The organism is Pseudomonas sp. LB3P14 (assembly GCF_054898045.1).
In genome coordinates this window covers 3,026,900-3,053,210 of the sequence record NZ_CM142714.1, presented here as the reverse complement: position 1 = coordinate 3,053,210, position 26,311 = coordinate 3,026,900, and the positions used below count along the sequence as shown (strand labels likewise).

Annotated in this window: 28 protein-coding genes; 13 read left to right on the top strand and 15 right to left on the bottom strand. The window is 59.2% G+C overall.

What is annotated here, in order from left to right; translation table 11 throughout:
* The first annotated feature begins 455 nt into the window (after window positions 1-455).
* Window positions 456-743: a GNAT family N-acetyltransferase gene (locus tag ACYZT5_RS14200; protein WP_008057026.1), complete on the top strand. Its 288-nt coding sequence runs from the start codon at window positions 456-458 to the stop codon at window positions 741-743.
* Between the two features lie 60 nt (window positions 744-803).
* Here the strand turns inward: ACYZT5_RS14200 and ACYZT5_RS14195 are convergent, their stop codons facing one another.
* Both ACYZT5_RS14195 and ACYZT5_RS14190 read right to left on the bottom strand, forming a co-directional pair.
* A complete protein-coding gene (locus ACYZT5_RS14195; protein WP_462051649.1) occupies window positions 804-1,880 on the bottom strand; it encodes a 3-deoxy-7-phosphoheptulonate synthase in 1,077 nt (358 codons plus the stop codon).
* Window positions 1,881-2,008: 128 nt separating this feature from the next.
* Window positions 2,009-2,452, bottom strand: coding sequence for a PilZ domain-containing protein (locus ACYZT5_RS14190; protein WP_462051648.1), 444 nt, complete (start codon window positions 2,450-2,452; stop codon window positions 2,009-2,011).
* On the opposite strand from ACYZT5_RS14190, the gene ACYZT5_RS14185 reads away from it, so the two are divergent.
* The 5 genes from ACYZT5_RS14185 (at window position 2,451) to cysB (ending at window position 6,443) form a co-directional block, all read left to right on the top strand.
* A complete protein-coding gene (locus ACYZT5_RS14185; RefSeq protein WP_462051647.1) occupies window positions 2,451-2,837 on the top strand; it encodes a thioredoxin family protein in 387 nt (128 codons plus the stop codon). The two genes, ACYZT5_RS14190 and ACYZT5_RS14185, sit on opposite strands and share 2 nt — an antisense overlap.
* Complete coding sequence (locus ACYZT5_RS14180; protein WP_462051646.1) at window positions 2,834-3,790, top strand: putative 2-dehydropantoate 2-reductase; 957 nt, start codon at window positions 2,834-2,836, stop codon at window positions 3,788-3,790. The genes ACYZT5_RS14185 and ACYZT5_RS14180 overlap by 4 nt, the downstream gene beginning before the upstream one ends.
* Window positions 3,791-3,815: 25 nt before the next feature.
* Window positions 3,816-4,721 carry a 5'-nucleotidase gene (locus tag ACYZT5_RS14175; protein WP_449645426.1) on the top strand — a complete coding sequence of 302 codons (906 nt, stop codon included), beginning with the start codon at window positions 3,816-3,818 and terminating at the stop codon, window positions 4,719-4,721.
* Between the two features lie 94 nt (window positions 4,722-4,815).
* Window positions 4,816-5,319 (top strand): universal stress protein, encoded by a 504-nt coding sequence (locus tag ACYZT5_RS14170; protein WP_462051645.1) that lies wholly within the window; start codon window positions 4,816-4,818, stop codon window positions 5,317-5,319.
* Between the two features lie 149 nt (window positions 5,320-5,468).
* Entirely contained in the window at window positions 5,469-6,443 is a 975-nt protein-coding gene (gene cysB, locus ACYZT5_RS14165; RefSeq protein ID WP_008148549.1) for an HTH-type transcriptional regulator CysB, read from the top strand.
* 6 nt (window positions 6,444-6,449) lie between these two features.
* On the opposite strand, the gene ACYZT5_RS14160 is transcribed toward cysB, so the two are convergent.
* Both ACYZT5_RS14160 and ACYZT5_RS14155 read right to left on the bottom strand, forming a co-directional pair.
* Window positions 6,450-6,932, bottom strand: coding sequence for a GreA/GreB family elongation factor (locus tag ACYZT5_RS14160; protein ID WP_462051644.1), 483 nt, complete (start codon window positions 6,930-6,932; stop codon window positions 6,450-6,452).
* A gap of 14 nt (window positions 6,933-6,946) precedes the next feature.
* Window positions 6,947-7,357, bottom strand: coding sequence for a hypothetical protein (locus tag ACYZT5_RS14155; RefSeq protein WP_462051643.1), 411 nt, complete (start codon window positions 7,355-7,357; stop codon window positions 6,947-6,949).
* A 124-nt stretch (window positions 7,358-7,481) separates the two neighbouring features.
* On the opposite strand from ACYZT5_RS14155, the gene earP reads away from it, so the two are divergent.
* Both earP and ACYZT5_RS14145 read left to right on the top strand, forming a co-directional pair.
* The gene (gene earP, locus ACYZT5_RS14150) at window positions 7,482-8,624 is read left to right on the top strand and encodes an elongation factor P maturation arginine rhamnosyltransferase EarP (RefSeq protein ID WP_462051642.1); all 1,143 of its coding nucleotides are present in this window, start codon (window positions 7,482-7,484) and stop codon (window positions 8,622-8,624) included.
* 48 nt (window positions 8,625-8,672) lie between these two features.
* Window positions 8,673-9,242: an elongation factor P gene (locus ACYZT5_RS14145; RefSeq protein WP_028619992.1), complete on the top strand. Its 570-nt coding sequence runs from the start codon at window positions 8,673-8,675 to the stop codon at window positions 9,240-9,242.
* Between the two features lie 179 nt (window positions 9,243-9,421).
* Here the strand turns inward: ACYZT5_RS14145 and ACYZT5_RS14140 are convergent, their stop codons facing one another.
* From ACYZT5_RS14140 to ACYZT5_RS14125, 4 genes are all read right to left on the bottom strand, one after another.
* Window positions 9,422-10,438 carry an alpha/beta hydrolase gene (locus ACYZT5_RS14140; protein ID WP_462051641.1) on the bottom strand — a complete coding sequence of 339 codons (1,017 nt, stop codon included), beginning with the start codon at window positions 10,436-10,438 and terminating at the stop codon, window positions 9,422-9,424.
* A gap of 34 nt (window positions 10,439-10,472) precedes the next feature.
* Window positions 10,473-10,892, bottom strand: a complete 420-nt coding sequence (locus tag ACYZT5_RS14135; RefSeq protein WP_462051640.1) for an organic hydroperoxide resistance protein — start codon at window positions 10,890-10,892, stop codon at window positions 10,473-10,475.
* Between the two features lie 325 nt (window positions 10,893-11,217).
* Window positions 11,218-11,679, bottom strand: coding sequence for a MarR family winged helix-turn-helix transcriptional regulator (locus ACYZT5_RS14130; protein WP_462052251.1), 462 nt, complete (start codon window positions 11,677-11,679; stop codon window positions 11,218-11,220).
* A gap of 69 nt (window positions 11,680-11,748) precedes the next feature.
* Entirely contained in the window at window positions 11,749-12,705 is a 957-nt protein-coding gene (locus tag ACYZT5_RS14125; RefSeq protein ID WP_462051639.1) for a LysR family transcriptional regulator, read from the bottom strand.
* Between the two features lie 126 nt (window positions 12,706-12,831).
* Between ACYZT5_RS14125 and ACYZT5_RS14120 the strand changes: the two genes are divergently transcribed.
* Complete coding sequence (locus tag ACYZT5_RS14120; protein ID WP_462051638.1) at window positions 12,832-13,566, top strand: sulfite exporter TauE/SafE family protein; 735 nt, start codon at window positions 12,832-12,834, stop codon at window positions 13,564-13,566.
* Here the strand turns inward: ACYZT5_RS14120 and ACYZT5_RS14115 are convergent.
* A complete protein-coding gene (locus ACYZT5_RS14115; protein ID WP_462051637.1) occupies window positions 13,556-14,410 on the bottom strand; it encodes a LysR substrate-binding domain-containing protein in 855 nt (284 codons plus the stop codon). The two genes, ACYZT5_RS14120 and ACYZT5_RS14115, sit on opposite strands and share 11 nt — an antisense overlap.
* 95 nt (window positions 14,411-14,505) lie before the next feature.
* Between ACYZT5_RS14115 and ACYZT5_RS14110 the strand changes: the two genes are divergently transcribed.
* Together ACYZT5_RS14110 and ACYZT5_RS14105 are read left to right on the top strand one after the other, a co-directional pair.
* Window positions 14,506-14,721 (top strand): DUF1127 domain-containing protein, encoded by a 216-nt coding sequence (locus tag ACYZT5_RS14110; protein WP_033057173.1) that lies wholly within the window; start codon window positions 14,506-14,508, stop codon window positions 14,719-14,721.
* Window positions 14,722-14,785: 64 nt separating this feature from the next.
* Entirely contained in the window at window positions 14,786-16,015 is a 1,230-nt protein-coding gene (locus ACYZT5_RS14105) for a winged helix-turn-helix domain-containing protein (protein WP_462051636.1), read from the top strand.
* 101 nt (window positions 16,016-16,116) lie between these two features.
* Here ACYZT5_RS14105 and ACYZT5_RS14100 read toward each other — a convergent pair whose 3' ends face one another.
* On the bottom strand, window positions 16,117-17,463 hold the full coding sequence (locus ACYZT5_RS14100; protein WP_462051635.1) for a class II 3-deoxy-7-phosphoheptulonate synthase: 1,347 nt from the start codon (window positions 17,461-17,463) through the stop codon (window positions 16,117-16,119).
* Between the two features lie 160 nt (window positions 17,464-17,623).
* Here ACYZT5_RS14100 and ACYZT5_RS14095 point away from each other — a divergent pair, with 160 nt between their 5' ends.
* On the top strand, window positions 17,624-18,379 hold the full coding sequence (locus ACYZT5_RS14095; protein WP_462051634.1) for a spermidine synthase: 756 nt from the start codon (window positions 17,624-17,626) through the stop codon (window positions 18,377-18,379).
* A gap of 112 nt (window positions 18,380-18,491) precedes the next feature.
* Here the strand turns inward: ACYZT5_RS14095 and ACYZT5_RS14090 are convergent, their stop codons facing one another.
* Entirely contained in the window at window positions 18,492-19,283 is a 792-nt protein-coding gene (locus ACYZT5_RS14090) for a crotonase/enoyl-CoA hydratase family protein (RefSeq protein ID WP_462051633.1), read from the bottom strand.
* Window positions 19,284-19,715: 432 nt separating this feature from the next.
* On the opposite strand from ACYZT5_RS14090, the gene ACYZT5_RS14085 reads away from it, so the two are divergent.
* Window positions 19,716-21,389 carry a DEAD/DEAH box helicase gene (locus ACYZT5_RS14085; protein ID WP_008146183.1) on the top strand — a complete coding sequence of 558 codons (1,674 nt, stop codon included), beginning with the start codon at window positions 19,716-19,718 and terminating at the stop codon, window positions 21,387-21,389.
* A gap of 76 nt (window positions 21,390-21,465) precedes the next feature.
* Here ACYZT5_RS14085 and ACYZT5_RS14080 read toward each other — a convergent pair whose 3' ends face one another.
* The 4 genes from ACYZT5_RS14080 to ACYZT5_RS14065 all read right to left on the bottom strand — a co-directional run bounded on the left by ACYZT5_RS14080 (window position 21,466) and on the right by ACYZT5_RS14065 (window position 26,264).
* Complete coding sequence (locus ACYZT5_RS14080) at window positions 21,466-23,622, bottom strand: mechanosensitive ion channel family protein (RefSeq protein WP_462051632.1); 2,157 nt, start codon at window positions 23,620-23,622, stop codon at window positions 21,466-21,468.
* A 78-nt stretch (window positions 23,623-23,700) separates the two neighbouring features.
* Window positions 23,701-23,877: a hypothetical protein gene (locus ACYZT5_RS14075; protein WP_462051631.1), complete on the bottom strand. Its 177-nt coding sequence runs from the start codon at window positions 23,875-23,877 to the stop codon at window positions 23,701-23,703.
* Window positions 23,878-24,025: 148 nt separating this feature from the next.
* Window positions 24,026-25,315, bottom strand: a complete 1,290-nt coding sequence (locus ACYZT5_RS14070) for a M18 family aminopeptidase (protein WP_462051630.1) — start codon at window positions 25,313-25,315, stop codon at window positions 24,026-24,028.
* Between the two features lie 106 nt (window positions 25,316-25,421).
* Window positions 25,422-26,264 carry a protein kinase family protein gene (locus ACYZT5_RS14065; protein WP_462051629.1) on the bottom strand — a complete coding sequence of 281 codons (843 nt, stop codon included), beginning with the start codon at window positions 26,262-26,264 and terminating at the stop codon, window positions 25,422-25,424.
* Window positions 26,265-26,311 lie beyond the last annotated feature (47 nt).

Sequence of the window (26,311 nt, the reverse complement as noted above, 5' to 3'; positions counted from 1 at the left end):
TGGGAGGCCCGAGCTGAGCGAGCCGCCGAAGAAAAGTTCCGCGCGCTCACAGCTCTTTTCCGAGTCTTGGCTAAAGTCTGTCTAGATGGATTCGTCTACACTTTTGTTCGGATTTTGCGTGGCGCCTCTCATATCTTTCTCCATGTTCAGGTGACTTTAACAAAGGGCGCTCGTCTTAAGTCTCAACATCCGGCAATGTTCAGGCTATCGACCTTCAGATATCTTGGTCGAGCCGTCTCTGCGTAACCCTGAGCAGCACCCGCCAACCCGCGTGATGACGAGCGTACCTTGAGCATTTCTGCCAAAGGTGCCTACTATTTGATACGTGCTCGGTTGCGCGAGATTGGTGCGGCTCTTCTCGGTGTCCATTCAGGCACGAGGTGGCGTAGATGTTTCTTCGCCGGAAAAACATCGGTAAGGTAGGGGTCAGAATTCCAGACCCGCGAGGAGTAGTGATGAGCGAGGCGTTGTCCATCCACCATGACCAGGCTGGTCATCAGTTCGAGACCAATGTGGACGGTCATCGTGCCTACCTGACCTATATGGATTTGGGGAAACAGACCCTGGATATCTATCGCACCTTCGTGCCCAACGCATTGCGTGGTCGCGGCATTGCGGCAGCCTTGACCGAGAAGGCACTGGAGTACGCTGAGGAAATGGGCTACACCGTCATTCCGTCGTGCTCCTACGTGGAGCGCTACATGGAACGTCACCAGCGGCATGCGGCCAAGCTGAGCCAGTAAAACGAACGCATAAAAAAACGCCGGGTTAAGCCCGGCGTTTTTTTGTGTGGCGAAAAGTGATCAGGTGCGATCACGTTTTGGCAGCACATCCTTGAGCTTGGCATGCATGCTGCGCAAGGTGGTTTCGGTGGCGGTCCAGTCGATGCAGGCATCGGTGATCGACACGCCGTATTGCAGGTCGGCGAGGTCTTTCGGAATCGCCTGGCAACCCCAGTTCAGATGACTTTCGACCATCAGGCCGATGATCGACTGATTGCCTTCGAGGATCTGGTTGGCGACGTTCTCCATCACCAGCGGTTGCAGGGCCGGGTCCTTGTTGGAGTTGGCGTGGCTGCAATCGACCATGATGTTCGGCTTGATCTTCGCCTTGTTCAGCGCTTGCTCGCACAGTGCGACGCTGACCGAATCGTAGTTCGGCTTGCCGTTGCCACCGCGCAATACCACGTGGCCGTAGGCATTGCCCTTGGTGGTAACGATCGACACGCCACCTTCCTGGTTGATGCCCAGGAAACGGTGCGGGCTGGAAACCGATTGCAGCGCGTTGATCGCTACGGTCAGGCCGCCGTCGGTGCCGTTCTTGAAGCCGACTGCCGAGGACAGGCCGGAAGCCATTTCACGGTGAGTCTGGGATTCTGTGGTGCGCGCACCGATGGCCGACCAGCTGATCAGGTCCTGCAAGTACTGCGGGGAGATCGGGTCGAGGGCTTCGGTCGCGGTCGGCAGGCCCATCTCGGCCAGGTCCAGCAGCAACTGGCGGCCGATGTGCAGACCGTCCTGAATCTTGAAGGAGTCGTCCAGGTACGGATCGTTGATCAAACCTTTCCAGCCGACGGTGGTGCGTGGCTTCTCGAAATACACGCGCATGACCAGATACAGGGTATCGGACACTTCGGCCGCAAGCACCTTCAAGCGTTCGGCGTATTCATGGGCAGCCTTGATGTCGTGGATCGAGCAAGGCCCGATGACAACAAAGAGGCGGTGGTCGGTGCCATCAAGAATGTTGCGAATGACTTCGCGTCCCTTGGTGACGGTGCGCAGGGCAGCGTCGCTCAGTGGGATATCACGCTTGAGCTGATCGGGAGTGATCAGCGTCTCGTTGGAGGCGACGTTTAGGTCGTTGATCGGTAAATCAGCCATCGTTTACTCGTCAGGTCACGGGTGCCGGCCGCCAGCGAACCCGCGCGGCGGAGCACAGCAAATTAAGCGCGTCGGGGAGCAGAACCTTAGCGCGTTACGCGCCTGCTCGACAATGGGCAGACACTGGTTTAATCCAGCACAGCCTGTGCAAATGCCTTGCGAACCGTGTCGTGAGAGAACTCGTCGGCGTGCTCCTGGACCCATTCGAGGGCGAGGGCTTGAGTTTCCTGCAGGTCGTCGTGCGCGTCATGCAGGCGACAGTAACGTTCGATCTGGCACACCTGCTCGCCCATCCGGGCACTGAACATCATCTGCTCATCAACAAAAGCGATGCCTACCAGATAGCCGCGCTTGCGTCGCAGGCACCAGGCCACATAGCCCAGAAAACGCATGTCGGGGTTTAAGGTCGGCATGCGCACTTCCAGCGCCGTACCGTGGCGCCATGCCCGGTGATAATTGAAAGCCATGCCCCCGAGGCTGATAGTGTGCAGCTGTTGCCGCGAAATACACTCAGGTTTGAGCAACGTTAATTCGACGGGCACATCGTCAGGGTGAGGAATAAAACGTCCCATGAACACGGACTCCATGTGTCGGCCATCTGACATTGTTTCCCCCAGTATAGTGGTCGAATTGGAACTGACTGATTTCGACGCCGACCAACGGCTGCTGGCGATGAGCGGTGTGTCGCTGGTTATTTTCACCAGTGTCGGCTGCGCCAGTTGCCGTTTTGCCCGTGAACAGTTGCCACGACTCGATCTGAACGTTGATCGACTGTGCTGGATTGATGCGGGGAACAATGGCGGGGTCGTCGAGCGTTATCAGGTCTTTTACTTGCCGGCGCTGTTTGTGGTGCGCGACGGTGAATTCTTCGGGGCACTAAAATCGCGCCTGACCAGCACCGAGCTCAATGAAGCCGTGGGTCAGGCATTGAGTCGAATTGCAGAGGAGTTGCCATGATGGGGGCAGTGACCAAACCGACAGTCGGTATTATCGGCACCGGCGCGATCGGCGGGTTCTACGGGTTAATGCTGGCGCATGCCGGTTTCGATGTGCATTTTCTATTGCGCAGTGAGTTTTCGGCAGTTGCCGAACGCGGATTGCAACTTGACAGTGCGGTGCACGGCGCGCTGACGTTGAATCCGGTTCAGGCCTATTCGGCGGCCGAAGACATGCCGCCCTGTGACTGGTTGCTGGTCGGCGCAAAAACCACCAGCAACGCGGACGTGGCGCCGGCCATCGTTCAGGCAGCGGCACCGAATGCCAAGGTGCTGCTGTTGCAAAACGGCCTGGACGTCGAAGACAGCTTGCGGGCGTTGCTTCCCGAATCGCTGCATGTGCTCGGTGGGCTCTGCTACATCTGCGTTCATCGCGACGGACCAGGCGTCATCATCCATCAGGCGCTCGGCGCGGTGAATGTTGGCTATCACAGCGGCCCCGCAGCCGATGAGCAGGCGCGCATGGCGATTGTCGAAGAGGGCGCCGGACTGTTTCGGACCGCCGGCATCGATTCCCAAGCCATGGCGAACCTGCATGAGGCGCGTTGGCAAAAACTGGTCTGGAATATCCCTTACAACGGTCTGTCGGTGCTGCTTGGGGCGAGCACCACGCCATTGATGGCCGATGCCGACAGTCGGGAGCTGATCAAGGCTCTGATGGCTGAAGTGGTTCAGGGAGCAATCGCCTGCGGTCACGACGTACCGGCCGGATATGCCGACCATCTGTTCATGGTGACCGAGAAAATGCCCGACTACTGGCCGAGCATGTACCACGATTTTCTGCACAAGCGACCGCTGGAACTGGCTGCGATTTACGCCCGGCCACTGGCAGCCGCCAAGGCCGCAGGGTGTGAGTTGCCGCGAATCGAAGCCTTGTATCGCAGTTTGAGTTTTATCGATCGACGTAACACTTGAGTCGATCAACCTTGGGGAGATGGGCATGGCAAAAACGATCGATGACAAACTGGTGCTGGCGATTTCTTCGCGCGCGCTGTTCGACCTGAGCGAAAGCCACAAGGTTTATCTGTCGAGCGGCGTCGAGGCCTATCGGCAATATCAGATCGAACACGAAGATGAAATCCTCGAGCCCGGTGATGCATTCCCGTTGGTGCAAAAACTCCTCAACTTGAACACCAGCCTCGGCCGCGCCCGGGTCGAGGTGATCCTGGTGTCGCGCAACAGTGCCGACACCGGTCTGCGGGTGTTCAATTCGATACACCACTATGGCCTGGCGATTTCCCGTGCGGCGTTTGTCGGCGGGCGCAGTCCTTATCCGTACCTCAAAGCGTTTGGCTGCGACCTGTTTCTCTCGACCCATGCCGAAGACGTGCGCAGTGCACTGGATGCCGGGTTCGCCGCGGCGACCATTCTGTCGGGTGGTGCCAGCCGTGCGGCCAGTGATGAATTGCGCATTGCCTTCGATGGTGACGCGGTGTTGTTTTCCGACGAATCGGAGCGCGTCTATCAGTCCGGTGGTCTGGAAGCATTTCAGGCCAGCGAGCGCGAAGCCGCCCGCGAGCCGTTGCGCGGTGGGCCGTTCAAAGGCTTCCTCGCGGCCCTCAATCTGTTGCAACGTGAGTTTCCCGATGACGCCTGTCCGATCCGCACGGCCCTGGTGACTGCGCGATCGGCGCCGGCCCATGAACGAGTCATTCGTACTTTGCGCGAATGGGACATTCGTCTGGACGAGTCGCTGTTTCTCGGCGGCCTGACCAAGTCGGCGTTTCTCGAAGCCTTTGCCGCCGATGTGTTTTTCGACGATCAGGCCGGTCATTGCGAGTTGGCCCGTGAAGTGGTCGCCACCGGCCACGTGCCGCATGGCATAAGCAACGAGCAAAAGGTTTAAGCCCGCCGTTCAACGCGTTACGCGGGCCGTCGTACTCGCCAAGGCACTGCTAAGCTGAATCAATCTCGGCCATGTTGGCACTCGAGGAGGTCATATGATTCGTTCGATGCTGTATGCCACTGACCTCGGCCTGTACGCACCTTTGGTGATGCAGCATGCCTTGGCGCTGGCTCGAACATTCAATGCCGACCTCTACGTGGTGCACGCTGTTGAACCGATGGGGTTGTTCGCCGAATCGGTGCTTCAGAGTTACCTCGATGAGCAGGCGTTGAACGAGTTTCACAGCCAGGGCCTGAATACGGTGATTGCCAATATCGAGCAGCGCGTACTCGACAGCTTTCGTGAAGAACTGGGGGGCGAAGGGGAGCAGGACCTGGAACGAATTCAAGCGGTGCGGGTGCTTCAGGGCGACCCCTCGCAGGTGATTCTCGACCAGGCGCAGAAACTCTCCGTGGATTTGTTGATCGTAGGTAGTCATAGCCATGGTGCTGGCGCGGAAACGCCTTTGGGCCGGACCGCAGCGCGGGTGTTGCAATTGTCTCGGGTGCCAGTCTATCTGGTGCCGCTGGTGGAACGTCGTCGCCAAGGGGATCGTTAGTGTCCTGCCTCGCGTATTCACGAGGCAGGACACCAGAACACGAATAGTGGCAGTTTGATAAAAAAGTTCTAGATTTATTCTTCAAACCATTAATATAGTTATATACCGTCGCTGATGCCCGTGGCGTCTACCTGCTTTGAGGGATTCATATGAAGCTTCAACAATTGCGCTACATCTGGGAAGTGGCGCACCACGACCTCAACGTTTCCGCTACGGCCCAAAGCCTTTACACGTCGCAACCGGGCATCAGCAAGCAGATCCGCCTGCTGGAAGACGAATTGGGGGTCGAGGTTTTCGCTCGCAGCGGCAAGCACCTGACCCGCGTCACCCCGGCCGGCGAGCGCATTATCACCACCGCCGGCGAGATCCTGCGCAAGGTTGAAAGCATCAAGCAGATTGCCCAGGAATTCTCCAACGAGAAGAAAGGCACCCTGTCGATCGCTACCACGCACACCCAGGCGCGTTATGCATTACCACCGGTGATCAGCAATTTCATCAAGCAATACCCGGACGTTGCCCTGCACATGCACCAGGGTTCACCGATGCAGATCGCCGAAATGGCCGCTGACGGTACCGTGGATTTCGCCATCGCCACCGAAGCGCTGGAGCTGTTCGGTGATCTGGTGATGATGCCGTGCTATCGCTGGAACCGCTGCGTGGTCGTGCCTCAGGGCCACCCGCTGACCAAGCTGTCGAAGTTGACCCTCGAAGCCCTGGCCGAATACCCGATCGTGACTTATGTGTTCGGTTTCACCGGCCGTTCCAAACTCGACGAAGCGTTCAGCCATCGCGGCCTGACGCCGAAAGTGGTGTTTACCGCCGCCGACGCCGACGTGATCAAGACTTACGTTCGCCTGGGCCTGGGCGTGGGCATCGTGGCGAAAATGGCGGTCGATGCCAAACTCGATAGCGACCTGGTCATGCTTGATGCCAGCGATTTGTTCGAATCCAGCATTACGAAAATCGGTTTCCGTCGCGGCACCTTCCTGCGTGGCTTCATGTGCGACTTCATCGAGAAGTTCGCCCCGCACCTGACCCGCGAAGTCATGGCCAAGGCCATCCAGTGCCACAACAAGCAGGAATTGGAAGAGCTGTTCGACGGCGTCGAACTGCCGGTCCATTAATCTCCTTTACACCACCTCGGTAACAGCAAACTGTTGCCGAGCGCCCGCCACCAGAATCTCCACCTCGTCCCCTTCGAACTTGCCCAGCAGGCTTTTGCCCAGTGGCGAGCGGGGGGTAATGACGGTGATCAATTGCCCCACCAGATCGACCTTCAAACCCGCCGCATCGGGGGCCAGGAACAGCCATTGTTCACGACCTTTTTCGTCTTCCAGGCCCAGCAGAGCGCCGACTTCGATACCGCGCTGATCGTCATACGGGCGCAACGTCAGGTTCTGGCAAAGCGTCAGTGAATGACGGATCTCCTCGACCCGCTTCGCCTGCCCGGCCGCGAGGTATGACGCCTCCAGGCCCAGGGTGTCGTACTTGTTCTCGGCGATGTTTTCTTCGTGGGTCGCGGTTTCGTAAGCGGTTTGCGCGGCACGCTCGGCGATGTCGAGATCGATCCGCAGCTTGTCGAGTATCAGTTGGTGGACGGTCGGCTTGTGCATAGAGAGCTTCATGATTAATCGCAGAATTGCTGGACGTTGGCGCGGCTTTTTTCGCTCGGTGCCGTGCGGTCCTGTTGCAGCCAGAACTGGCATTTCGGATTGGCCAGATTACGGCTGGTGCTGCGCGCCTGATCCAGCCTTTGCTGCTGCTCGTTTTTGCGCAGGTTCTCTTCGTATTGTTCGAACAACGGGCTCTGCGGAGGAATATCCGGTACCGGTTGCACCACCACCGGTGGTTTGGCCAGTTGCTGCACTGCCTCAGCCACGGGCGTCAGCTGCTCGCTGAACAACAGTCGAGAGGCGAGCCAGCACGTCAGCGCGATCGCGATAAACCCCAGCCACAAACCCAGGGCAATGCTGCCGGTCAGTTGCAAGGTGCTGAGCTGGATCGGCAACGGGCGGCGCGGGTTTGGACGGTAGGGCATGGCTGCCTCCTGGCGGGTGGTCGCGGGCGAGTGGCGATTGTCGCATGAAGATTAATCGCCGTCGGCTCTTCTGCACGGGGTAATTTATGAGGACAATCGGCGCCTTTGCCAACGGGAGCCTGGAATGCCTGAAATGAAAGCCCGCTGGGATATTTTCTGCACGGTGGTCGACAACTTTGGCGACATCGGCGTGACCTGGCGTCTGGCCCGACAACTGGTGGCCGAACATTCGGTGACGGTGCGCTTGTGGGTCGATGATCTGCGGGCCTTCGAACGCTTGTGCCCGGAAATCGACATCAACGCCTCACAGCAGTGGCAACAGGGCGTCGAAGTGCGTCAGTGGACGGCCGACTGGCAGCCCTCTGAAGCTGCGGATGTGGTGATCGCCGCGTTCGCCTGCCAATTGCCGGGTGCTTACATGGACGCCATGGCCGAGCGGGAAAAACCGCCGCTATGGATGAATCTCGACTATCTGAGTGCCGAGGACTGGATCGTCGGTTGCCACGGTTTGCCGTCGGTGAAGTACAAAAGCGTACAAAAATTCTTCTTCTTCCCAGGATTCCAGAAGGGCACGGGCGGCTTGTTGCGTGAAAGCGGATTGCTTGAGCGTCGTCAGCAATTTCAACAAAACCTCGAGTCCCAGCGAGAATTCCTTCAGGGTTTAGGGATTGATCGCGCGCAAGGTGCGCAGTTGGTCTCGCTGTTTGCCTACGAAAATAAAGGGCTGGCCAGTTGGCTCGATGCAATGGCTGCCGACTCGACGCCCACTCATCTGCTGGTACCCGAAGGTCGGATTCTTGGGGATGTCGAGCGTTGGCTCGGTGTGGACGGTCTGGTGGCCGGCGCGGTGCATGTGCGCGATGCCTTGACCGTGCAAGTGCTGCCGTTCGTCCGACAGGACCAATATGACCTGTTGCTGTGGTGCTGCGATTTCAACGCCGTGCGCGGTGAAGATTCCTTTGTCCGCGCTCAATGGGCGGGCCGGCCGCTGCTCTGGCACATCTATCAGCAGGACGAAGACATCCATCTGGACAAGCTCGACGCCTTCCTCGCTCTGTACACCAACGGCCTGTCGGAGCCTGCCGGCGAGGCGATCAGCGGTCTTTGGCGGGCGTGGAATGCGGGTGACAATATGACCGGGCACTGGCAATCGACCCGAAAACACTGGCCAGAACTGCAAAAACACGCCGAAGCGTGGTGTCTGGAACAGGCTTTGCAGGCGGATCTTGCCGCAGCGCTGGTACAGTTTTATGTAAATTGGATATGATACGCGGCCTAGATTTTTGTAAATCCCATCCAAATTCGGATATTCGCAATGAAAACTGGTAAAGAACTGAAACCCGGTACCGTGATCCGTCTCGAAAACGATCCTTGGCTGGTTCAGAAAGCTGAATTCACCAAGTCTGGTCGTAACAGCGCGATCATGAAGACCAAGCTGAAAAACCTGCTGACCGGTTACAAGACCGAGATCGTTTACAGCGCCGACGACAAACTGGACGACGTAATCCTCGACCGCAAAGAAGCGACCCTGTCCTTCATCAGCGGCGACACCTACACGTTCATGGACACCACCGACTACACCATGTACGAGCTGAACGCTGAAGACATCGAAGCCGTTCTGCCTTTCGTTGAAGAAGGCATGACCGATGTTTGCGAAGCGATCTTCTTCGAAGAGCGTCTGGTCTCCGTAGAACTGCCGACCACCATCGTGCGCGTAGTTGACTACACCGAAGGTTCGGCTCGCGGCGACACTTCCGGCAAGGTGATGAAGCCTGCCAAGCTGAGCAACGGTACTGAGCTGCAAGTTGCTGACTTCATCGAAATCGGTGACAAGATCGAGATCGATACCCGCGAAGGTGGTTCCTACAAAGGCCGTGCTAAATAAGCACCGCTTCAGGAATGAAAAAGCCCGACCATTGAGTCGGGCTTTTTTGTGTCTGATGACCGAAATACGCTAGACCCCTGTGGGAGCGAGCCTGCTCGCGAAAGCGGTAGATCAGTCAACATATGCGTTGAGTTTGAAGCCGCATTCGCGAGCAGGCTCGCTCCCACATTTGTACTGCGTTATTTCTTCAGGTGTTGCTTGAGCTCTTCGGACGCTTGCAGCATCGCCGAACGCACCGCTGGCACCTGGCTCACCACATTCAGCAAACCATAATCGTGAATCAGGCCGTTGTAGCGAACCGACGTGACCGGCACGCCAGCCTCGTCGAGTTTGCGGGCGTAGGCTTCACCTTCATCGCGCAACACGTCGGCGCCGGCGGTCTGTATCAGGGCAGGTGGCAGGCCCTTGAGTTGCGCGGTGGTCGCCCGCAGCGGCGAGGCATAGATCTCGTTACGCTGCTTGGCGTCGGTGGTGTAGTTGTCCCAGAACCACTTCATCATGTTTTTGGTGAGGAAGTGCCCCTCGGCAAACTGGTTGTAGGACGCTGTCTCGAAACTGGCGTCAGTCACCGGCCACAGCAGCACCTGGAACTTGATCGCCGGCGTGCCCTTGTCTTTGGCCATCAGCGCAACCACAGCCGCCATGTTGCCACCGACGCTGTTACCGGCCACGGCCAGACGTTTGCCGTCAACGTTGATCTCTTTACCGTGCTCAGCCACCCACTGGGTCGCGGCGTACGCCTGGTTGATCGCTACCGGGTAATGCGCTTCTGGCGACGGGGTGTAATTGACGAACACTGCCGCCGCCCCCGATCCCGTTACCAAGTCCCGAACCAGACGTTCGTGGGTTGGGAAATCCCCCAGCACCCAGCCACCGCCGTGGAAGAACATGAACACTGGCAGCGGGCCTTTGACCCCGGCCGGCCGGACGATGGTCAAGTTGAGCGGTTGGCCGTCGACTTGAATGGTCTTCTCGCTGACATCGGCTTTTGGCAGCGCCAGTTTCACCCCGGCTTGCGCGCCGACCAGCACGGCACGGGCATCGGCAGGGGTGAGTTGTTCCATCGGTTTGCCGGTGCCGGCATTCAGAACGTCGAGGAACGCCTGGGTGTTGTGTTCAACACCATCACCTGCGAACGCGCTGTTAATGGACAAGGCGAGAAGGGTGCCGGTCAAGACTTTACTGAAAGTGCTCATGTTCGTTTCCTGGTTCGGGCCTGGGAATCAGCGGTTAGACGGTAACGTGCAGGCGCACATCGACGTTGCCACGGGTGGCGTTGGAGTACGGGCAGACCTGGTGGGCAGCGTCGACCAGGCTTTGCGCATCGGCGTGTTCAAGCCCCGGCAGGCTGATATGCAGGTCGATGTCCAGACCGAAACCACCAGGGATCTGGCCGATGCCGACATGAGCGGTGATCGAGGCGTCGTCCGGGATTTTGCGTTTGGTCTGGCTGGCCACGAATTTCAGCGCGCCGATGAAGCAGGCGGAGTAACCGGCTGCGAACAGTTGCTCAGGGTTGGTCGCTGCACCGCCAGCACCACCGAGTTCTTTTGGGGTGGCGAGTTTGACGTCGAGGATGTTGTCGCTGGAAACCGCACGACCGTCACGGCCGCCAGTGGAGGTTGCGATTGCGGTGTAGAGAGTTTGCATGATGTAAGCCTCGTTCGGGTTTTTGGTGTTTTGCGCTAAATGTTTGCGCGCTAAGTAAGTGCGAGATAAATGTAGCGCGCATATATTTAGCGCGCAAGATAAGTTTTGAAAAAAGTTTTGGCGACAAGAATTGATCGGGACGGTGAGGCACGAGATAGAGGCGTTTTTGCGGGATTTACAGGCAGGAAAATTTTTGCGATTTCGAGGTAGCTTTCGCGGGCAAGCCTCGCTCCTACAGGTTTTGGGTCGTCCACATTGCCGGCGGACGACCCAAAACCTGTAGGAGCGAGGCTTGCCCGCGAAGAACGATAACGCGGTAGATGCTTTACAGGCTGTCTTGCAGGTTACTACGCAGTACTTGCAGCTCCGCTTGCAGTTTCTGCAATCTCTCCAGCGTCATCCCGCTGGCGCCGAGGATGCATTGGGGAATATCGCGAGCCTTGTCCCGCAATGCGCGACCCTGTTCGGTGAGTTCGACAATCACCACCCGTTCGTCTTCGCGACTGCGGGTGCGGCTGAGTAAACCTTCGACTTCCAGGCGTTTGAGCAGCGGCGTCAGTGAGCCAGGATCGGTCAGCAGGCGGGTGCTGATTTCTCCTACGGTCAAACCGTCCTGTTCCCACAACACCATCATCGCCAGGTATTGCGGATAGGTCAGGCCCAGCGCTTGCAACAGCGGCTTATAGACCTTGGTCATCAGCAACGAGGTGGAGTGCAGGGCAAAGCAGGCCTGATTGTCCAGCAGCAGGTCGTCGCAGTTATCCGGGGTGTTGCGCTCGGTGGTCATTTCGAAGCCTTGATCAGTGATCGTCATGAATCTAGCGGGCGAATCTTTAATGCACCAGGCAATTCTAGCCTAGTGCCGGTCCAGGGTGTTTTGCAGCGCCAGATCCCACGGTGGAATGGGGCTGAATCGGGTTTTCAGGTATTCCAGCAACAAGCGACTGCGGGAATTGGGTTGTTGCTCCAGGCGTAACGCGTAAATACCGGTGGTTTCCGGTGGTGGCAGGCCGTTTTCGCAGAACAGCGGCAGCAGTTCGCCGCGCAACAGGTACTCGCTCGCCAGCCAAGTCGGCAAGTGCGCGATACCCAGCCCGGCCAACGCGCCGCAGACCAGTGCCTCGGCATTGTTGGCACTCATGCGGATGCGCGCCGGGCGGTGCAAGTGCATCTGCCCATCCCGTTCGAAGCGCCAGGCGAACGGCGGGGCCAGGCCATCCCAGTCGAGCCCGTCGTGCTCAATCAGCTGCGCCGGATCGGTTGGCACGCCACGCCGTTGCAAATACTCGGGGCTGGCGCAGGCAATGCGCACCATGCTCGCCAGCGGCGTGGCCACCAGCCGGGTATCGGCCATTTGCCCGGCGCGCAGCACCAGATCGACCTTACCCAGATTCAAACCCTGCATGTCGACGAAACTGTCGATCAGGTGTAGTTGCACATCGAGGCCAGGGTAAAGCGTCAGAAAATCAGCAATCACCGGCGCCAGATGCCGCCGCCCGAACGCTGCCGGTGCATCAATCCGGATCAAACCTTCCGGCGCGCTGCTGAGGGACACTGCTTCAGCCCGGGCGAGCCGCAGTTCCGCCACGATTCGCCGCGCGCGCTCGGCAAAGGCCAAACCTGCCGGGGTTGCGCGCACCGCGTGGGTGCTGCGAATGAACAACTGGCTGCCGACGGCGTTTTCCAGGCTGTCAATGCGCCGCGCCACCGCCGAAGGGGTCAGCGGGTGGCGGCGGGACGCGGCGGAAAAACTGCCGGTTTCCAGCACATCGAGGAACAGACCCAGTTGTTCGGTCAATTGATTGGGGTTCATGGTGTCGTCAGCGCTTATGCGAAGTTGGCACAGCCATTGTGCGTTGCTGTGCGTTTCCCCGCCAGAGCCGTCTGCGTAGGATGAAGGGCCTGACGTGAGGGGAAATCGCCTGTGATTGAGTTTTCGATGTATCTGGTCTTTGGCGCTGCCTTAGGCACCCTGGGTGGGTTGTTTGGCATCGGCGGCGGTTTGATCGCCATTCCGCTGCTGGGCGTATTGTTCGGTCTCGATCAGCAGATTGCTCAGGGTACGGCGCTGGTGATGGTGGTACCTAATGTGATGCTGGCGTTGTGGCGGTATCAGCAGCGCAACCGGATTGAATTGCGCCATGCGTTGCCGCTCGCCACGATGGGGTTCAGCTTCGCCTGGCTGGGTTCTATCTGGGCGGTGGGCATTGATGCACAAACCATGCGCCTGGGATTTGTCGGGTTCCTGATTGCACTGTCGGTCCTCAACCTTGGGCGAATGTTCTCCGCCAGCCCCGCGGCTGCTTCGAAGATGAATTACCCATGGCCATGGCTGGGTGTGCTCGGTGCGGCATCCGGCACCATGGGGGGCGTGTTTGGCGTGGGCGGTGCAGTGGTGGCGACACCGGTGCTGACCAGTGTATTTGGTACCAGTCAGGTGGTTGCCCAAGGGTTGTCGCTGGCGCTGGCACTGCCAAGCACGGGCGTTACGCTGATTACGTACGCCGCGCACCATCAAGTGGACTGGATGATCGGCGTGCCCTTGGCGATTGGCGGGCTGCTGAGCATCAGTTGGGGCGTGAAGATTGCCCATGCGCTGCCAGAGCGGCTATTGCGCGGTCTGTTCTGCGGTTATCTGGTGCTGTGTGCGGTGACGCTCGCCTTTAAAGTTTGAAGCCTTCGACGATGTGCTCGGCCAGGCACTCGGTGATCGGCGAGGGATTGTGCAGGTTGCGCACCAACATGATGCTGGCCTCTGGCAGGATCGGCAGATTCTCGGCTTCACCGAGTATGCGCATGTCGGGCGTGATCAGGCTTTCGAGTTGCGCGGTGACGGCCAGGCCGGCGCTGACCACCGCCATGATCGCCGACAGGCTGTCGCTGTTGTACGCGACGCGGTAATCGCGACCCATGGCGTCCAGCGCATTGCAGGCCCATGAGCGACAGAAACAATCGCTGTTGAACATCGCCAGCGGCAGCGGCGTTTGCTCATGGGCGCTGAAACATTGCGCTTCGGCCCAAACGAAATGCTCCTTGCGCAATAATTGGCCGATCTCGTTGCCTGGTTCACGGGTGACGATGGTCAAGTCCAGATCCTGGCGCATCAGCAATTGTTTTGATGATTCGCAATGAACCTCGATCTGGATCAACGGATAGGACTGGGCGAATCGCCGCAGAATCCCCGGCAGAAAACGCATCACATAATCGTCCGGAGTACCAATGCGGACCATGCCGACCATGTGCGGTTCGCGCAAGGTGTTGAACACCTCGCTGTGCAGTTTGAGGATGCGCCGCGCATATCCGAGCAGCACCTGGCCCTCAGCCGTCAGGCGCACCTGCCGTCCGTCGCGCTGGAACAGTTGACGCTGCAACACATCCTCTTCCAGCCGCTTCATCTGCATGCTCACGGCCGACTGGGTGCGATTGACCAACTCGCCGGCCCGGGTAAAACCGCCCTGGTCGGCGATGGCGACAAAGGTGCGCAGCACGTCGGTGTCGATACTGGGGAAGGCGGACATTCATCAATCTCCGAGATATGTGACATCAGAAACATTCGTTGGATTGATCTTAGCCCCGGGGCGAGACTGGAGCCATCCAAACGGAGGGCAACAAGATGAAAGGTCAACATGAATATCCAGCAGTAGAAAAACACTCGATCCACCTGGTATCCGATCTGCTGCACAAATTCAGTCGCTGGTACGAACTTCACCGTGAGCGCGAGCTGCTGGCGAGTCTGAGCGACGAAGCACTGAAGGACATCGGTATGAGTCGTGCGGATGTGGAGTTCGAGTCGGTCAAACCGTTCTGGAATGACCCGATGCACAAATGAGTAATGCACTACTACACAAACCGTCTCCCGGTGAGGTAGGTTGCGAGCAGACAAGGAGATGCTCATGCCCGCAACATTGTCCTTTTCCATCAAACAGGTTCGGCGTCTGGCGCTGGCCGCCCAAGGATTCAACGGGCGCCAGCCGCCGGCGGCGATCAAACCGGTTCAGCTCAATCGTCTGATTGAACGGTTGGGCATTCTGCAGATCGATTCGGTCAATGCGTTGGTGCGTTCGCACTACCTTCCCTTGTTTTCCCGCCTCGGCAATTACTCATCCGACTTGCTCGACCAGGCTGCCTGGGGTTCGGGCCGGCGGCGCACGCTATTCGAATATTGGGGCCATGAAGCCTCGTTGCTGCCCTTGTCGATGTACCCGTTGATGCGCTGGCGCATGCTGCGCGCGACCCGTGGCGAAGATATCTACCAGCAACTGGCACGTTTCGGTCGTGAGCAGCAGGGCACGATTCGTCGGGTGCTGGCCTCGGTTCAGGCGCTGGGCGCGCTGGGTGCCGGAAGTCTGTCGACCCGCCAGGAACGGGCAGGGCCCTGGTGGGACTGGAGCGCGGAAAAGCATGCGCTGGAGTGGTTGTTCGCCGCCGGTGAAGTGACCGTGGCCGGGCGGCGTGGGTTCGAGCGGCTTTATGATCTGCCGGAGCGGGTGATTCCTTCGGCGATACTCCAGCAACCGTTGCTCTCGGAAGCTGAGGCCCAGCGTGGTCTGTTGCGACATGCCGCGAATGCCTTGGGTGTGGCGACTGAAAAGGACCTGCGCGATTACTTCCGCCTGAGTCCCGGTGATGCCCGTCCGCGCTTGGCGGAACTGGTGGAGGCGGGTGAATTGCTGAGCTGTGAAGTCCAGGGCTGGCGGCAACCGGCTTATTGCTTGCCGGAGCCGAAAGTGCCGCGCAAGGTTGCGGCCAGCGCCTTGCTTTCACCGTTTGATTCGTTGATCTGGGAACGCAGTCGCACCGAGCGCCTGTTCGATTTTCGCTATCGACTGGAGATTTATACGCCGCAGGACAAGCGAATCTATGGCTATTACGTGTTGCCGTTTTTGCACAATGAACGGATTGCCGCGCGGGTAGACCTGCGCGCCGAGCGGGCGTTGGGCAGACTTGCGGTGCACGCTGTGCATGAGGAAGAGCCGGGGCTGGATGACGAGGGAATGCTGGCGTTGGCGGTTAATCTGCGGCAGATGGCGGAGTGGCTGGGGCTTGAGCGGGTTCAGTTGAGTTGTCCGCGGGCGAGTGCGGGCCGGTTGCGGGTGGCATTGGCACAGATTGGCGGTGACTGAGCTGACGCCTTCGGGCAAGCCTCGCTCCTACAGGATCGCGTCGTACCTGTAGGAGCGAGCGGTGCGGCGATCCGACTTGCCCGCGAAGGGTACGACGCTATTTAACGCCGAACCTGTTTCAGGGTCTCGGCAATAAGAAACGCCAATTCCAGCGACTGATCGGCATTCATCCGCGGATCGCAATGGGTGTGATACCGGTCCGACAAGCCGTCTTCGGTAATTGGCCGCGCGCCACCAATGCACTCGGTGACGTTCTGCCCGGTCATCTCGATGTGGATGCCGCCGGCATAAGTGCCTTCCGCTTCGTGAACCTGGAAGAACTGCTTCACTTCGCCAAGGATCTGCGCAAAGTCGCGGGTCTTGTAGCCGCTGCTGGCCTTGATGGTATTGCCGTGCATCGGGTCGGAACTCCAAAGCACCTGCTTGCCTTCACGCTGCACCGCGCGGATCAACGCCGGCAAATGATCGCCGACCTTGTTCGCACCCATCCGCGCAATCAGGTTCAAGCGGCCCGGATCGTTGTCCGGGTTGAGTACATCGATCAGGCGAATCAGGTCTTCGGGGTTCATGCTCGGGCCGACTTTGACCCCGATCGGGTTGTTCACGCCGCGCAGGAACTCGACGTGAGCGCCGTCGAGCTGACGGGTGCGGTCGCCGATCCACAGCATGTGCGCCGAGCAATCGTAGTAATCGTTGGTCAGGCTGTCGCGACGCACGAAGGCTTCTTCGTAGTTCAGCAGCAGCGCTTCGTGGGCGGTGAAGAAACTGGTTTCGCGCAGTTGCGGCGAGCTGTCCATGCCGCAGGCGCGCATGAACGCCAGGGTTTCATCAATGCGATCGGCCAGGTGGCTGTACTTCTCGGCCAGCGCCGAGTTGGCGATGAAATCCAGGTTCCACTTGTGCACCTGATGCAAATCGGCGAAACCGCCCTGGGCGAAGGCGCGCAGCAGGTTCAGGGTCGCGGTGGACTGGTGGTAGGACTGGAGCAAGCGCTCCGGGTCCGGCACGCGGCTTTTTTCATCGAAACCGATGCCGTTGACGATGTCGCCACGGTAGGCCGGCAGGGTTACGCCGTTGATGGTTTCGTCGTTGGCCGAACGCGGTTTGGCGAACTGCCCAGCCATGCGCCCGACCTTGACCACCGGGCAACCGGCGGCGAAGGTCATGACGATCGCCATTTGCAGCAGGACTTTAAAGGTGTCGCGGATTTTCGCGGCGGAGAACTCGGCGAAGCTTTCAGCGCAGTCGCCGCCCTGCAGCAGAAACGCGCGGCCCTGGGTCACTTCGGCAAACTGACGGCGCAACTCCCGGGCTTCACCGGCAAACACCAGCGGTGGATAACTGGCCAGCGTTTGCTCGACGTGCAGCAAATGCGCCGCGTCGGGGTAATGGGGTTGTTGCTGGATCGGCAGGGCGCGCCAGCTGTCAGGGCTCCAGGGTTGGCTCATCACGGTCTCTAGTGTTTTACGCTCGGACGGTCATGTTATCAGCAATTAGTGCGTGACCTGTTCCCGTCGCTTCGCGGACAATCGCGCCTTTGCCGCTGTATGCAGCGGTTTTATTGCGCTGCTGTTTACATTGCAGGCCCGGTAACGATCAGGAGACGAAATGACTGAGGAGCGCGTCGAGCATCTGCTCGCCGAGGTGCAGGATGAGTTCGGCGTGATTCGCGTGCTGGAAGTGGCCGATTACCGTTTTCTCGAATTCGGTGATGCCATCGAGCAGAGCTGCGTGTTCACGGCTGATCCGAGCTGGCTCGAATACGATTACACCCGGGCGATGCTGATTGGCGCGTTGTGCCACGAGCAGCCGGAAAGCGCGCTGTTCCTCGGCCTCGGTGCCGGCACCCTGACCCAGGCCTGCCTCAAGTTCCTGCCGCTGGAAGACGTCGAAGCCATCGAACTGCGCCCCGACGTGCCGCGCCTGGCCATTGAATACCTTGGGCTGGATGACGATCCGCGGCTGTATATCCGGGTTGGCGATGCGCTGGAGTTGCTCGATACCGCTGAGCCGGCGGATCTGATTTTCGTCGACCTCTATACCGATGTCGGGCCGGGTGTCGGGCATCTGGCGTGGAATTTCCTGGAAAACTGTCAGAAACGCCTGAATCCGGGTGGCTGGCTGGTGATCAATCAGTGGGCCACCGACGATGGCAAACCGTTGGGCGCGGCGTTGTTGCGCGGGCTCTATCACCGGCATTACTGGGAACTGCCGGTGAAGGAGGGCAATGTGATTCTGATCGTGCCTTCGGAGCTGGATCAGGAACTGGACATGGATGGCTTGAGCGCCCGGGCCGAAGGGCTGGCGCCGCGTTTGGGGTATTCGTTGCAGTCGTTGATCAAGGCGATTCGCCCGGCGACCTAAGTCGGTGTCTGTGAGGGCCTCATCGCGGGCAAGCCTCGCTCCTACAGGTTGCGCGTAACCATTGTAGGAGCGAGGCTTGCCCGCGAAAGCAATATCCGCATCGACACAAAGCTCAAAGCCCTTTGAAAACACCGGGCCGCTTCTCGATCATCGACCGCACACCCTCCTTGGCATCCTCACTGGCCAGCAACTTCCTCACCAGCGGCGGCAATCCCTGCGCCGCGGCTGTTTCCCCTTCATAGCGTGCCTGCCTCGCCGACATCAACGTCGCCTGAACCCCAAGCGGCGCCTGCCGGGCAATCCGCTCCGCCAACTCAATCGCCCGCGGCAGCAAATCCTCGCTGGCCATGACTTCCTGGACCAATCCCAGGTGCAACGCGTCATGGGCATCGAACTCATCGCCGGTCAGCAGCCAGCGCATGGCGTTGCCCCAGCCAGCGACCTGATGCAGGCGCAACGTGGCGCCGCCGAACGGGAAGATCCCGCGTTGCACTTCTTTCTGGGCGAAGCGGGTGTTGCTGGCGCACAGGTTGATATCAGCGGCCAGCATCAATTCGATACCGATGGTCAGGCAGTAGCCTTGCGCGGCGACAATCACCGGTTTGCTGACTCTGGGGCCCGCGAATACACCCCACGGATCGCAGCCGCCGGGCGGTGCCTGCCAGCCTTCAGCCAGGGCCGCGCTGGCATTGACCAGATCCAGCCCTGCGGTGAAATGCTCACCATGGCCGAACACCACCGCCACCCGCGCCTCGCTGTCGGCCTCGAACTCGCCATAGGCCAGGCTCAGTTCGTTGAGCAGGTCGAGATCGAAGGCGTTGCGTTTGGCCACCCGATCCAGGCCGATCATCAGGACATGACCATGCCGTTCACGGCTCACACGACTGGAACAGGGGTGATTCATGGTGCATTTCCTCGGGTGGGAAGGGGTGGGAAGGGGTATGTGAGACCGAAGGTCTGCGTCACAAGGGTGAACCGTTTTAGCGCGATCGCCAGCAGGGCTGGGCCTTTGAAAAATAGACCGTTGCACGATGATCCGCAAAGCGTGTGACAGAACGCTGTACTTGGCAGTTTTCCGACAAATAAAGCTCCCTTTTTGGGCTAATTCCGGTATAGTGCGCGCCGGCCTTTAACCGGGCCGCGTTTAGGTAGCGCAATTTCCCGAAGTCAGCTTCGGCTGCACGTCCGCACAGCGGACTCTCCCTTGACGAATCTTTTTCATTCATTCGTTTTCGCAAATCCCCGCCGACAAAGCAGCCAGGGCGACTCTTGAGTCTTACACGGCATGCGCAGCTTTGGAGCATGGGTCTTTGCGGATGCACTTAGAGGCAGACCCATGACCCAGGAAACCGGCGGCTTCGCCGCTTTTAATCTTAATCCGAATATTCTTGCAGCCGTCATCGCGACTGGCTACGAAGAGCCTTCGGCTATTCAGCAGCAATCGATCCCGATCATCATGGCCGGTCACGACATGATTGGTCAGGCGCAAACCGGTACGGGTAAAACCGCTGCGTTCGCCCTGCCGATCCTGCATCGCATCGATCCTGCTAAGCGCGAGCCGCAAGCCCTGATCCTGGCGCCAACCCGTGAGTTGGCGCTGCAAGTAGCAACCGCTTTCGAAACCTACGCCAAGCAAATGCCGGGCGTTACCGTTGTGGCCGTTTACGGCGGCGCCCCTATGGGTCCACAACTGAAAGCAATCCGTAATGGCGCACAGATCGTTGTCGCCACGCCGGGCCGTCTGTGCGACCACCTGCGTCGTGACGAAAAAGTCCTGTCTACCGTGAACCACCTGGTTCTCGACGAAGCGGACGAAATGCTCAAACTGGGTTTCATGGACGACCTCGAAGTTATCTTCAAGGCCTTGCCTCCAACCCGTCAGACCGTATTGTTCTCGGCTACCTTGCCGCAGTCGATCCGTGCCATTGCCGAACGCCATCTGCGCGATCCGCAACACGTGAAGATCCAGACCAAGACTCAGACCGTTACCGCGATCGAACAGGCTCACCTGTTGGTTCACGCTGACCAGAAGACCTCGGCTGTATTGAGCCTGCTGGAAGTTGAAGACTTCGACGCCCTGATCATGTTCGTGCGCACCAAGCAAGCGACCCTGGACCTGGCCAGTGCCCTGGAAGCCAAAGGCTACAAAGCCGCTGCGCTGAACGGTGACATTGCTCAGAACCAACGTGAGCGCGTCATCGAATCCCTCAAGGATGGCCGTTTGGACATCGTTGTGGCGACCGACGTTGCTGCTCGTGGTCTGGACGTTCCGCGCATCACTCACGTGTTCAACGTTGACATGCCGTACGACCCAGAGTCCTACGTTCACCGTATCGGCCGTACTGGCCGTGCCGGTCGCGAAGGTCGTGCGCTGTTGCTGGTGACTCCACGTGAGCGCCGCATGCTGCAAGTGATTGAGCGTGTAACCGGTCAGAAAGTTGCCGAAGTTCGCCTGCCGGACGCTCAGGCCGTTCTCGATGCCCGCATCAAGAAACTGACCAACAGCCTGTCGCCGCTGGTGGCTGATGCCGAATCGACTCACGGTGATCTGCTGGATCGCCTGACTGCCGACATCGGTTGCACCCCGCGTGCACTGGCCGCTGCTCTGCTGCGCAAGGCGACCAACGCTCAAGCGCTGACCCTGGCCGCGATCGAGAAAGAACGTCCACTGGTGCCGAACAACGCACCGCGTGGCGATCGTCCAGAGCGTACCGGTGATCGTCCGGACCGTGGTGATCGCGAGCGTCGTGCTCCGGTTCCATTGGCCGAAGGTCGTGCTCGTTGCCGTACCGCGCTGGGTGCGCGTGATGGTATCGCTGCCAAGAACCTGCTGGGCGCTATCCTCAATGAGGGTGGTCTGGCTCGCGAAGCAATCGGTCGCATCCAGGTGCGTGACAGCTTCAGCCTCGTTGAACTGCCGGAAGATGGTCTGGAGCGTCTGCTGACCAAGCTGAAGGACACTCGCGTTGCTGGTAAGCAGTTGAAGCTGCGTCGCTATCGCGAAGATTGATCCGCCCCCGGGCTGATTGATCGAACATAAAAAATCCCCGACTCGTTCGGGGATTTTTTTTGTCTGCCGTACGGGGTTATTCCTGCACCTGGCCGCCACCTGCCGTGATCACTTGCACGCTCATGCGCGGTGTCGCCAGGTCGAGCCCAGCTTCGTCCAGGTGTCGTTTGAGTGACAAGTTGAACGCGCGGGAAACTTCCCACTGCTTGATCGGCGCGGTCTTGAACCGGGCACGAAGAATCGCATTGCCTGACTCGAAACTCTCGACACCCTGTATTTCCAGTGGCGACCAGATATTGCGCCGTTGCAGTGGATCGGTGCGCATCTTCTGGCCGACTTCGCGCATCAGTCTGATCGCGTTATCGATGTCCATATTGGAGGGTATCGCCACCCGGAAGATCGCGTAGCCGAATTCCCGGGAGTAGTTCTTGATGCTTTTGATTTCGCTGAACGGAATGGTGTGGACGATGCCATCGATGTCCCGCAGGCGCACGGTACGAATGGTCAGCCCTTCGACGGTGCCGAGGTGGCCGCCGACGTCCACGTAGTCGTCGATGGCCAGGGAATCTTCGATGATGATGAACAGCCCGGTGATCAGGTCCGCCACCAACGACTGTGCGCCGAAACCGATGGCCAGGCCGATCACGCCGGCACCGGCCAGCAACGGCGTGACGTTCATGCCCATGTTCGCCAAGGCGACGATCAGCGCGATGATGAAAATCGCCACGAACAAAACGTTGCGGATCAGCGGCATCATCGTCTGTGCGCGGGCATTCGCCAGGCCTTTGCGTGAGCGGGTGAGGGCGTGGTGCACGGCGGTGTCGCTGAGAATCCAGATCAGCCAGGCAAAAATCAGGGTGCCACCGAGGCTGAACAATTTGACGCTGACTTCATGGCCTTCGCCCTCGGTGAATGCGATCAGCGACAGGCCCCAGACCCGCAGGCCGAGTTCGATGAACGCCAGCCACACCACCAAATGAGCGAGGGTGTAGAAGAAGCTTTTCAGGCGATCCGAGTACAGCGCATGACGCTTCACGCTGCGTTGCGGTTTAAGAGAGTGGCGGCGCACCAACCCGTTGATGACCATGCACAACACCAGCAGCACCGTGCAGATCAGCGACTGGCGCAGCGCGGTGCTGGTATCGCCAGCGGAGACAAACGTGGCGAATAGCGAGATGCCCACCAGCACCAGCGCCGGCACATACCAGAAGGTCCCGAGAATCTCGATCGTGTCGCTGAGCGCGCGACGGGTCAGGCGTCGGGACAGTGGTTGGTTGCGGATCAAGTGGGCGATGGGGCGACGGAACCGCAGGATGAACAACCCGGTGAACAGCGCGGCCAGGACGTTGGCCACGGTCGCGGCGGTATGCGCCAGGTGACTGCCGAGGCTGGCGACCAGTCGCGGATCGCTCAAGGCTTCACCGAAGGCGGCGAAACTGCCGATCAGCCACAGCGGCCGAAAGGCTTGATGCCGCAGGATGTACAAGGCGCGGTGGCGGTGTGGGCCGTCGAGCACGGAAAAGGCAATCACGCAGATTGCCGAAAAACAGGTCCCGACCACCAGCGCATAGGCCAGCACCATCGCCAGGCTTTTGCCCAGCGACGAGGGCAGGGCGTAGCTCATGTAGACCGTCATCACCAAGGCAATCAGCCACGGCCCGAGTTTGCGCAAGGCGAAGCGCAGCATATCCAGGGCCTTGGGGTGCTGCGGCAGTTCTTCGGTCAGGCCGAAGCGCATCCGTACCCGGTGGCTGGCCCAGATCAGCGCGGCGGCGAGCAAGCTCCAGACCATCAGGATCATGGCGAAGGCAAAAATGATCGGCAGCCATTCATTGGCCGGCAGCACCAGCGCCGCCAGTTCCTCCTTGGCCAGATCGAACTCGTCGGACCAGCGCGTGAGCGGACTGTCGGCCCCGGAAAACTGTTTCTCGAAACTGGCCAGCGTGCCGCCGATCAGGCCCAGCACGCCTTCTTCAGCGGCCGGTTGGGCTTTTTTGGTGGCGTCGCGCAGCTTCTTCAGGTCGGTCAGCAACTGGCTCCGTTGCTGATCGTTCTCCAAGGACTTGATGACTTCATCCAGGGACTGGCCCAAGGGTTCTTGTGCCTCTGGCTGGGTTTTCGCCGAGCTGTTGAGCAAGCTCGGCAACCCGACCGCTTGGGCGGGCGCCATCGGCAGCAGCGTCATGAGGCAGGCAAGGACGAAACACGGCAGGGCAAAAAGACGAGCGAACACTAGGCGGTCAACCTCGGGATGAGCGGATCGACCGAGTGTACGAGCCCGTCAAAATCAATGCGAGCCAGGGGTGAGGATTTATTCGTTGAGTTTGGCGAGGATCTTGAAAACCAAGGTAGCGAGGATTATCAACATGCCGATCCACATCGCGAACACGCCGGCGTTCTTGTCGCGAAAATTGAAACCGATCGCCAGCATGATCATCCCGGCAAGAATCGGGATCAGCATGGCGTGAAACGAAGACATCGAGATCATGAGCGACTGCCTTGTCGGAAGGGGTATTGAAAGTGTAGGAGCTGTCGAGTGAAACGAGGCTGCGATCTTTTGACTTTGCTATTTAAAAACAAGATCAAAAGATCGCAGCCTCATTTCTCTCGACAGCTCCTACCAGCTCCTACACGGATTACGGCAACTCGCGGCAGGCGTAAAACGCGCTCAACACTTTGACCAGGTGCGCCAGATCATGGCTGCCGCACAGCTCGCGGATCGAGTGCATGGCGAATGTCGGCAGGCCGATGTCCACGGTGCGCACGCCCAGGTGGCTGGCGGTGATCGGGCCGATGGTCGAGCCACAGCCCATGTCGCTGCGCACCACGAAGCTTTGCACCGGTACTTCTTCGGCCATGCACAGATGGCGGAAGAACCCGGCGGTTTCGCTGTTGGTGGCGTAGCGCTGGTTGCTGTTGACCTTGATCACCGGGCCAGCGTTGAGTTTCGGGCCGTGGTTGGCATCGTGCTTGTCGGCGTAGTTGGGGTGCACGCCGTGGGCGTTGTCGGCCGAGACCAGCAGGGATTTCTGAATGGTCCGTACGAACTCATCACCTTCGGGCAACAGGCGACGCAGCGTTTGCTCGAGCATCGGGCCGTCGGCGCCGCAGGCTGAACAGGAGCCGACTTCTTCGTGATCGTTGCAGACCAGTACGCAGGTTTCGTCGGTTTCGGTGGTCAGCAAGGCTTGTAGGCCGGCATAGCACGACAGCAAATTGTCCAGGCGTGCGCCAGCGATGAAGTCGCCATGCAGGCCGATGACCGCAGCACTTTGGGTGTCGTAGAAACTCAGCTCATAGTCGAGCACCACGTCGGCGTTCAAGCCGTGTTCGCGGGCGAGTTGATCAGTCAGCACGGCACGGAAGTCCACACGCTCGTCACCGGCAAATTGCGCGAGGATCGGCGGCAGTTCGGTCTGGGCGTTGATCGCCCAGCCCATGTTGGCTTCGCGGTTAAGGTGAATGGCCAGGTTCGGGATAGTGGCGATCGGCGCCTTGAAGTCGATCAACTGGCTCTCGACCTTGCCATCACGACGGAAGGTCACACGGCCGGCCAATGACAAGTCGCGGTCGAACCATGGCGCCAGCAGTGCGCCGCCATAAACTTCGACGCCCAACTGCCAGAAACCCTGGCGTTGCAGTTCCGGCTGGGGTTTGACCCGCAGGCACGGGCTGTCGGTGTGCGCGCCAACCAGGCGAATACCGCCATGCAGGGGCGAATGACGGCCCATCTTGAACGCGACGATCGAAGAGTCGTTACGGGTGACGTAGTAGCGACCGTTGGCTTCGGTGGTCCATGGCTCGCGCTCGTCGAGGCGTTGATAGCCCGCCGCTTCCAGGCGCTGAACAAGGCTGGCGGTGGCATGGAATGGGGTAGGGGAGGCCTTGAGGAAATCGATCAGGCCTTGGTTCAACTCTTCGCGCATAAGTAGCTCCAGACAGCAATGGCGCAAGTTTAACGTATTGGCTGACGGCATTGCAGAGACAATGCCGTTCGGTATGCGTCGGCTGCTGGTTGGCGAGGAGGATGAGTCAACCGGTGATCAGATTGCCATTGAGGAACACTTCGCGACGTTGCTTGCGGCCTACATATTCATGTTTGCTCGCGAGGTACACCTCGTTGAATTTTTCCTTCGAAATACCGGGGGTCTGCCGAATATAGTCGTCCACAAGGCGGTCATAGGCGGCTTCGGTGATGAGCTTGTAGATGTCCCGGCGATAGAAGAAGCCCAGCTGAAAACCCAGGGTTTCGCTTGGATGGTTTGTCTGGCCGGCAAAGCAGTTTTCAAAGTCGATGGCTTTGAGCGGGGTCTGCGGCGTTTGTGGAATCATGATGTTGCCGGCCCAGAAATCCATGTGCGTGATGTTCTTGCACGAAAGGGAGTTCAGCAATTGGAAGGCATCGAGAATGAATGTTTCGACGTTATCCGGGTTGCGTTTAAGCCATTGCACGCCGTCGATATGATCGTCGAGCAGGCGCGTGATAATGAAATACTCCTGGGTCAGCCCCAGTCGGTCCTTGGTGTAACCGAACCCTTGCAGTGGCGGCATTTGTATGCCACGGCGTTGCGCTTCAAGGGTGTTGATCAGCTCTTCCAGCGGCCAGTCGAATCGGCCATTGCGCTGTGGCTTGCCAAAGGTTACGCGCACTTTTGCCTTCAAGGAGTCCAGCGGCTGGACCTTGGCAAACAGCGGCGTATCGCCGGAGGCCAGCGGCGCACTCGCACGGGTGAGTTTGCGAGCACGTCGTTTGTGAATAAGTTGCTCAAGTGCCTGCTGCGCTTCGACTGAGGGTTGCTCGCTAAGGTGCAGCGTGGTGTTGAACAGGCAGAAGGTGAACGGGTAGTCGTCTTGGAATGTTTTGTTGCTGAGCACGAGGGCTTCCTGCCTGATATCAAAGTGCTGGCATTTTACGTTTCATT

Excerpts from the sequence above, each read along its gene's own strand:
- ACYZT5_RS14200 (WP_008057026.1), top strand. The coding sequence starts at position 456 with ATGAGCGAGGCGTTGTCCATCCACCATGACCAGGCTGGTCATCAGTTC.
- ACYZT5_RS14195 (WP_462051649.1), bottom strand. The coding sequence starts at position 1,880 with ATGGCTGATTTACCGATCAACGACCTAAACGTCGCCTCCAACGAGACG.
- ACYZT5_RS14185 (WP_462051647.1), top strand. The coding sequence starts at position 2,451 with ATGAACACGGACTCCATGTGTCGGCCATCTGACATTGTTTCCCCCAGT.
- ACYZT5_RS14190 (WP_462051648.1), bottom strand. The coding sequence starts at position 2,452 with ATGGGACGTTTTATTCCTCACCCTGACGATGTGCCCGTCGAATTAACG.
- ACYZT5_RS14180 (WP_462051646.1), top strand. The coding sequence starts at position 2,834 with ATGATGGGGGCAGTGACCAAACCGACAGTCGGTATTATCGGCACCGGC.
- ACYZT5_RS14175 (WP_449645426.1), top strand. The coding sequence starts at position 3,816 with ATGGCAAAAACGATCGATGACAAACTGGTGCTGGCGATTTCTTCGCGC.
- ACYZT5_RS14170 (WP_462051645.1), top strand. The coding sequence starts at position 4,816 with ATGATTCGTTCGATGCTGTATGCCACTGACCTCGGCCTGTACGCACCT.
- cysB (WP_008148549.1), top strand. The coding sequence starts at position 5,469 with ATGAAGCTTCAACAATTGCGCTACATCTGGGAAGTGGCGCACCACGAC.
- ACYZT5_RS14160 (WP_462051644.1), bottom strand. The coding sequence starts at position 6,932 with ATGCACAAGCCGACCGTCCACCAACTGATACTCGACAAGCTGCGGATC.
- ACYZT5_RS14155 (WP_462051643.1), bottom strand. The coding sequence starts at position 7,357 with ATGCCCTACCGTCCAAACCCGCGCCGCCCGTTGCCGATCCAGCTCAGC.
- earP (WP_462051642.1), top strand. The coding sequence starts at position 7,482 with ATGCCTGAAATGAAAGCCCGCTGGGATATTTTCTGCACGGTGGTCGAC.
- ACYZT5_RS14145 (WP_028619992.1), top strand. The coding sequence starts at position 8,673 with ATGAAAACTGGTAAAGAACTGAAACCCGGTACCGTGATCCGTCTCGAA.
- ACYZT5_RS14140 (WP_462051641.1), bottom strand. The coding sequence starts at position 10,438 with ATGAGCACTTTCAGTAAAGTCTTGACCGGCACCCTTCTCGCCTTGTCC.
- ACYZT5_RS14135 (WP_462051640.1), bottom strand. The coding sequence starts at position 10,892 with ATGCAAACTCTCTACACCGCAATCGCAACCTCCACTGGCGGCCGTGAC.
- ACYZT5_RS14130 (WP_462052251.1), bottom strand. The coding sequence starts at position 11,679 with ATGACCACCGAGCGCAACACCCCGGATAACTGCGACGACCTGCTGCTG.
- ACYZT5_RS14125 (WP_462051639.1), bottom strand. The coding sequence starts at position 12,705 with ATGAACCCCAATCAATTGACCGAACAACTGGGTCTGTTCCTCGATGTG.
- ACYZT5_RS14120 (WP_462051638.1), top strand. The coding sequence starts at position 12,832 with ATGTATCTGGTCTTTGGCGCTGCCTTAGGCACCCTGGGTGGGTTGTTT.
- ACYZT5_RS14115 (WP_462051637.1), bottom strand. The coding sequence starts at position 14,410 with ATGTCCGCCTTCCCCAGTATCGACACCGACGTGCTGCGCACCTTTGTC.
- ACYZT5_RS14110 (WP_033057173.1), top strand. The coding sequence starts at position 14,506 with ATGAAAGGTCAACATGAATATCCAGCAGTAGAAAAACACTCGATCCAC.
- ACYZT5_RS14105 (WP_462051636.1), top strand. The coding sequence starts at position 14,786 with ATGCCCGCAACATTGTCCTTTTCCATCAAACAGGTTCGGCGTCTGGCG.
- ACYZT5_RS14100 (WP_462051635.1), bottom strand. The coding sequence starts at position 17,463 with ATGAGCCAACCCTGGAGCCCTGACAGCTGGCGCGCCCTGCCGATCCAG.
- ACYZT5_RS14095 (WP_462051634.1), top strand. The coding sequence starts at position 17,624 with ATGACTGAGGAGCGCGTCGAGCATCTGCTCGCCGAGGTGCAGGATGAG.
- ACYZT5_RS14090 (WP_462051633.1), bottom strand. The coding sequence starts at position 19,283 with ATGAATCACCCCTGTTCCAGTCGTGTGAGCCGTGAACGGCATGGTCAT.
- ACYZT5_RS14085 (WP_008146183.1), top strand. The coding sequence starts at position 19,716 with ATGACCCAGGAAACCGGCGGCTTCGCCGCTTTTAATCTTAATCCGAAT.
- ACYZT5_RS14075 (WP_462051631.1), bottom strand. The coding sequence starts at position 23,877 with ATGATCTCGATGTCTTCGTTTCACGCCATGCTGATCCCGATTCTTGCC.
- ACYZT5_RS14070 (WP_462051630.1), bottom strand. The coding sequence starts at position 25,315 with ATGCGCGAAGAGTTGAACCAAGGCCTGATCGATTTCCTCAAGGCCTCC.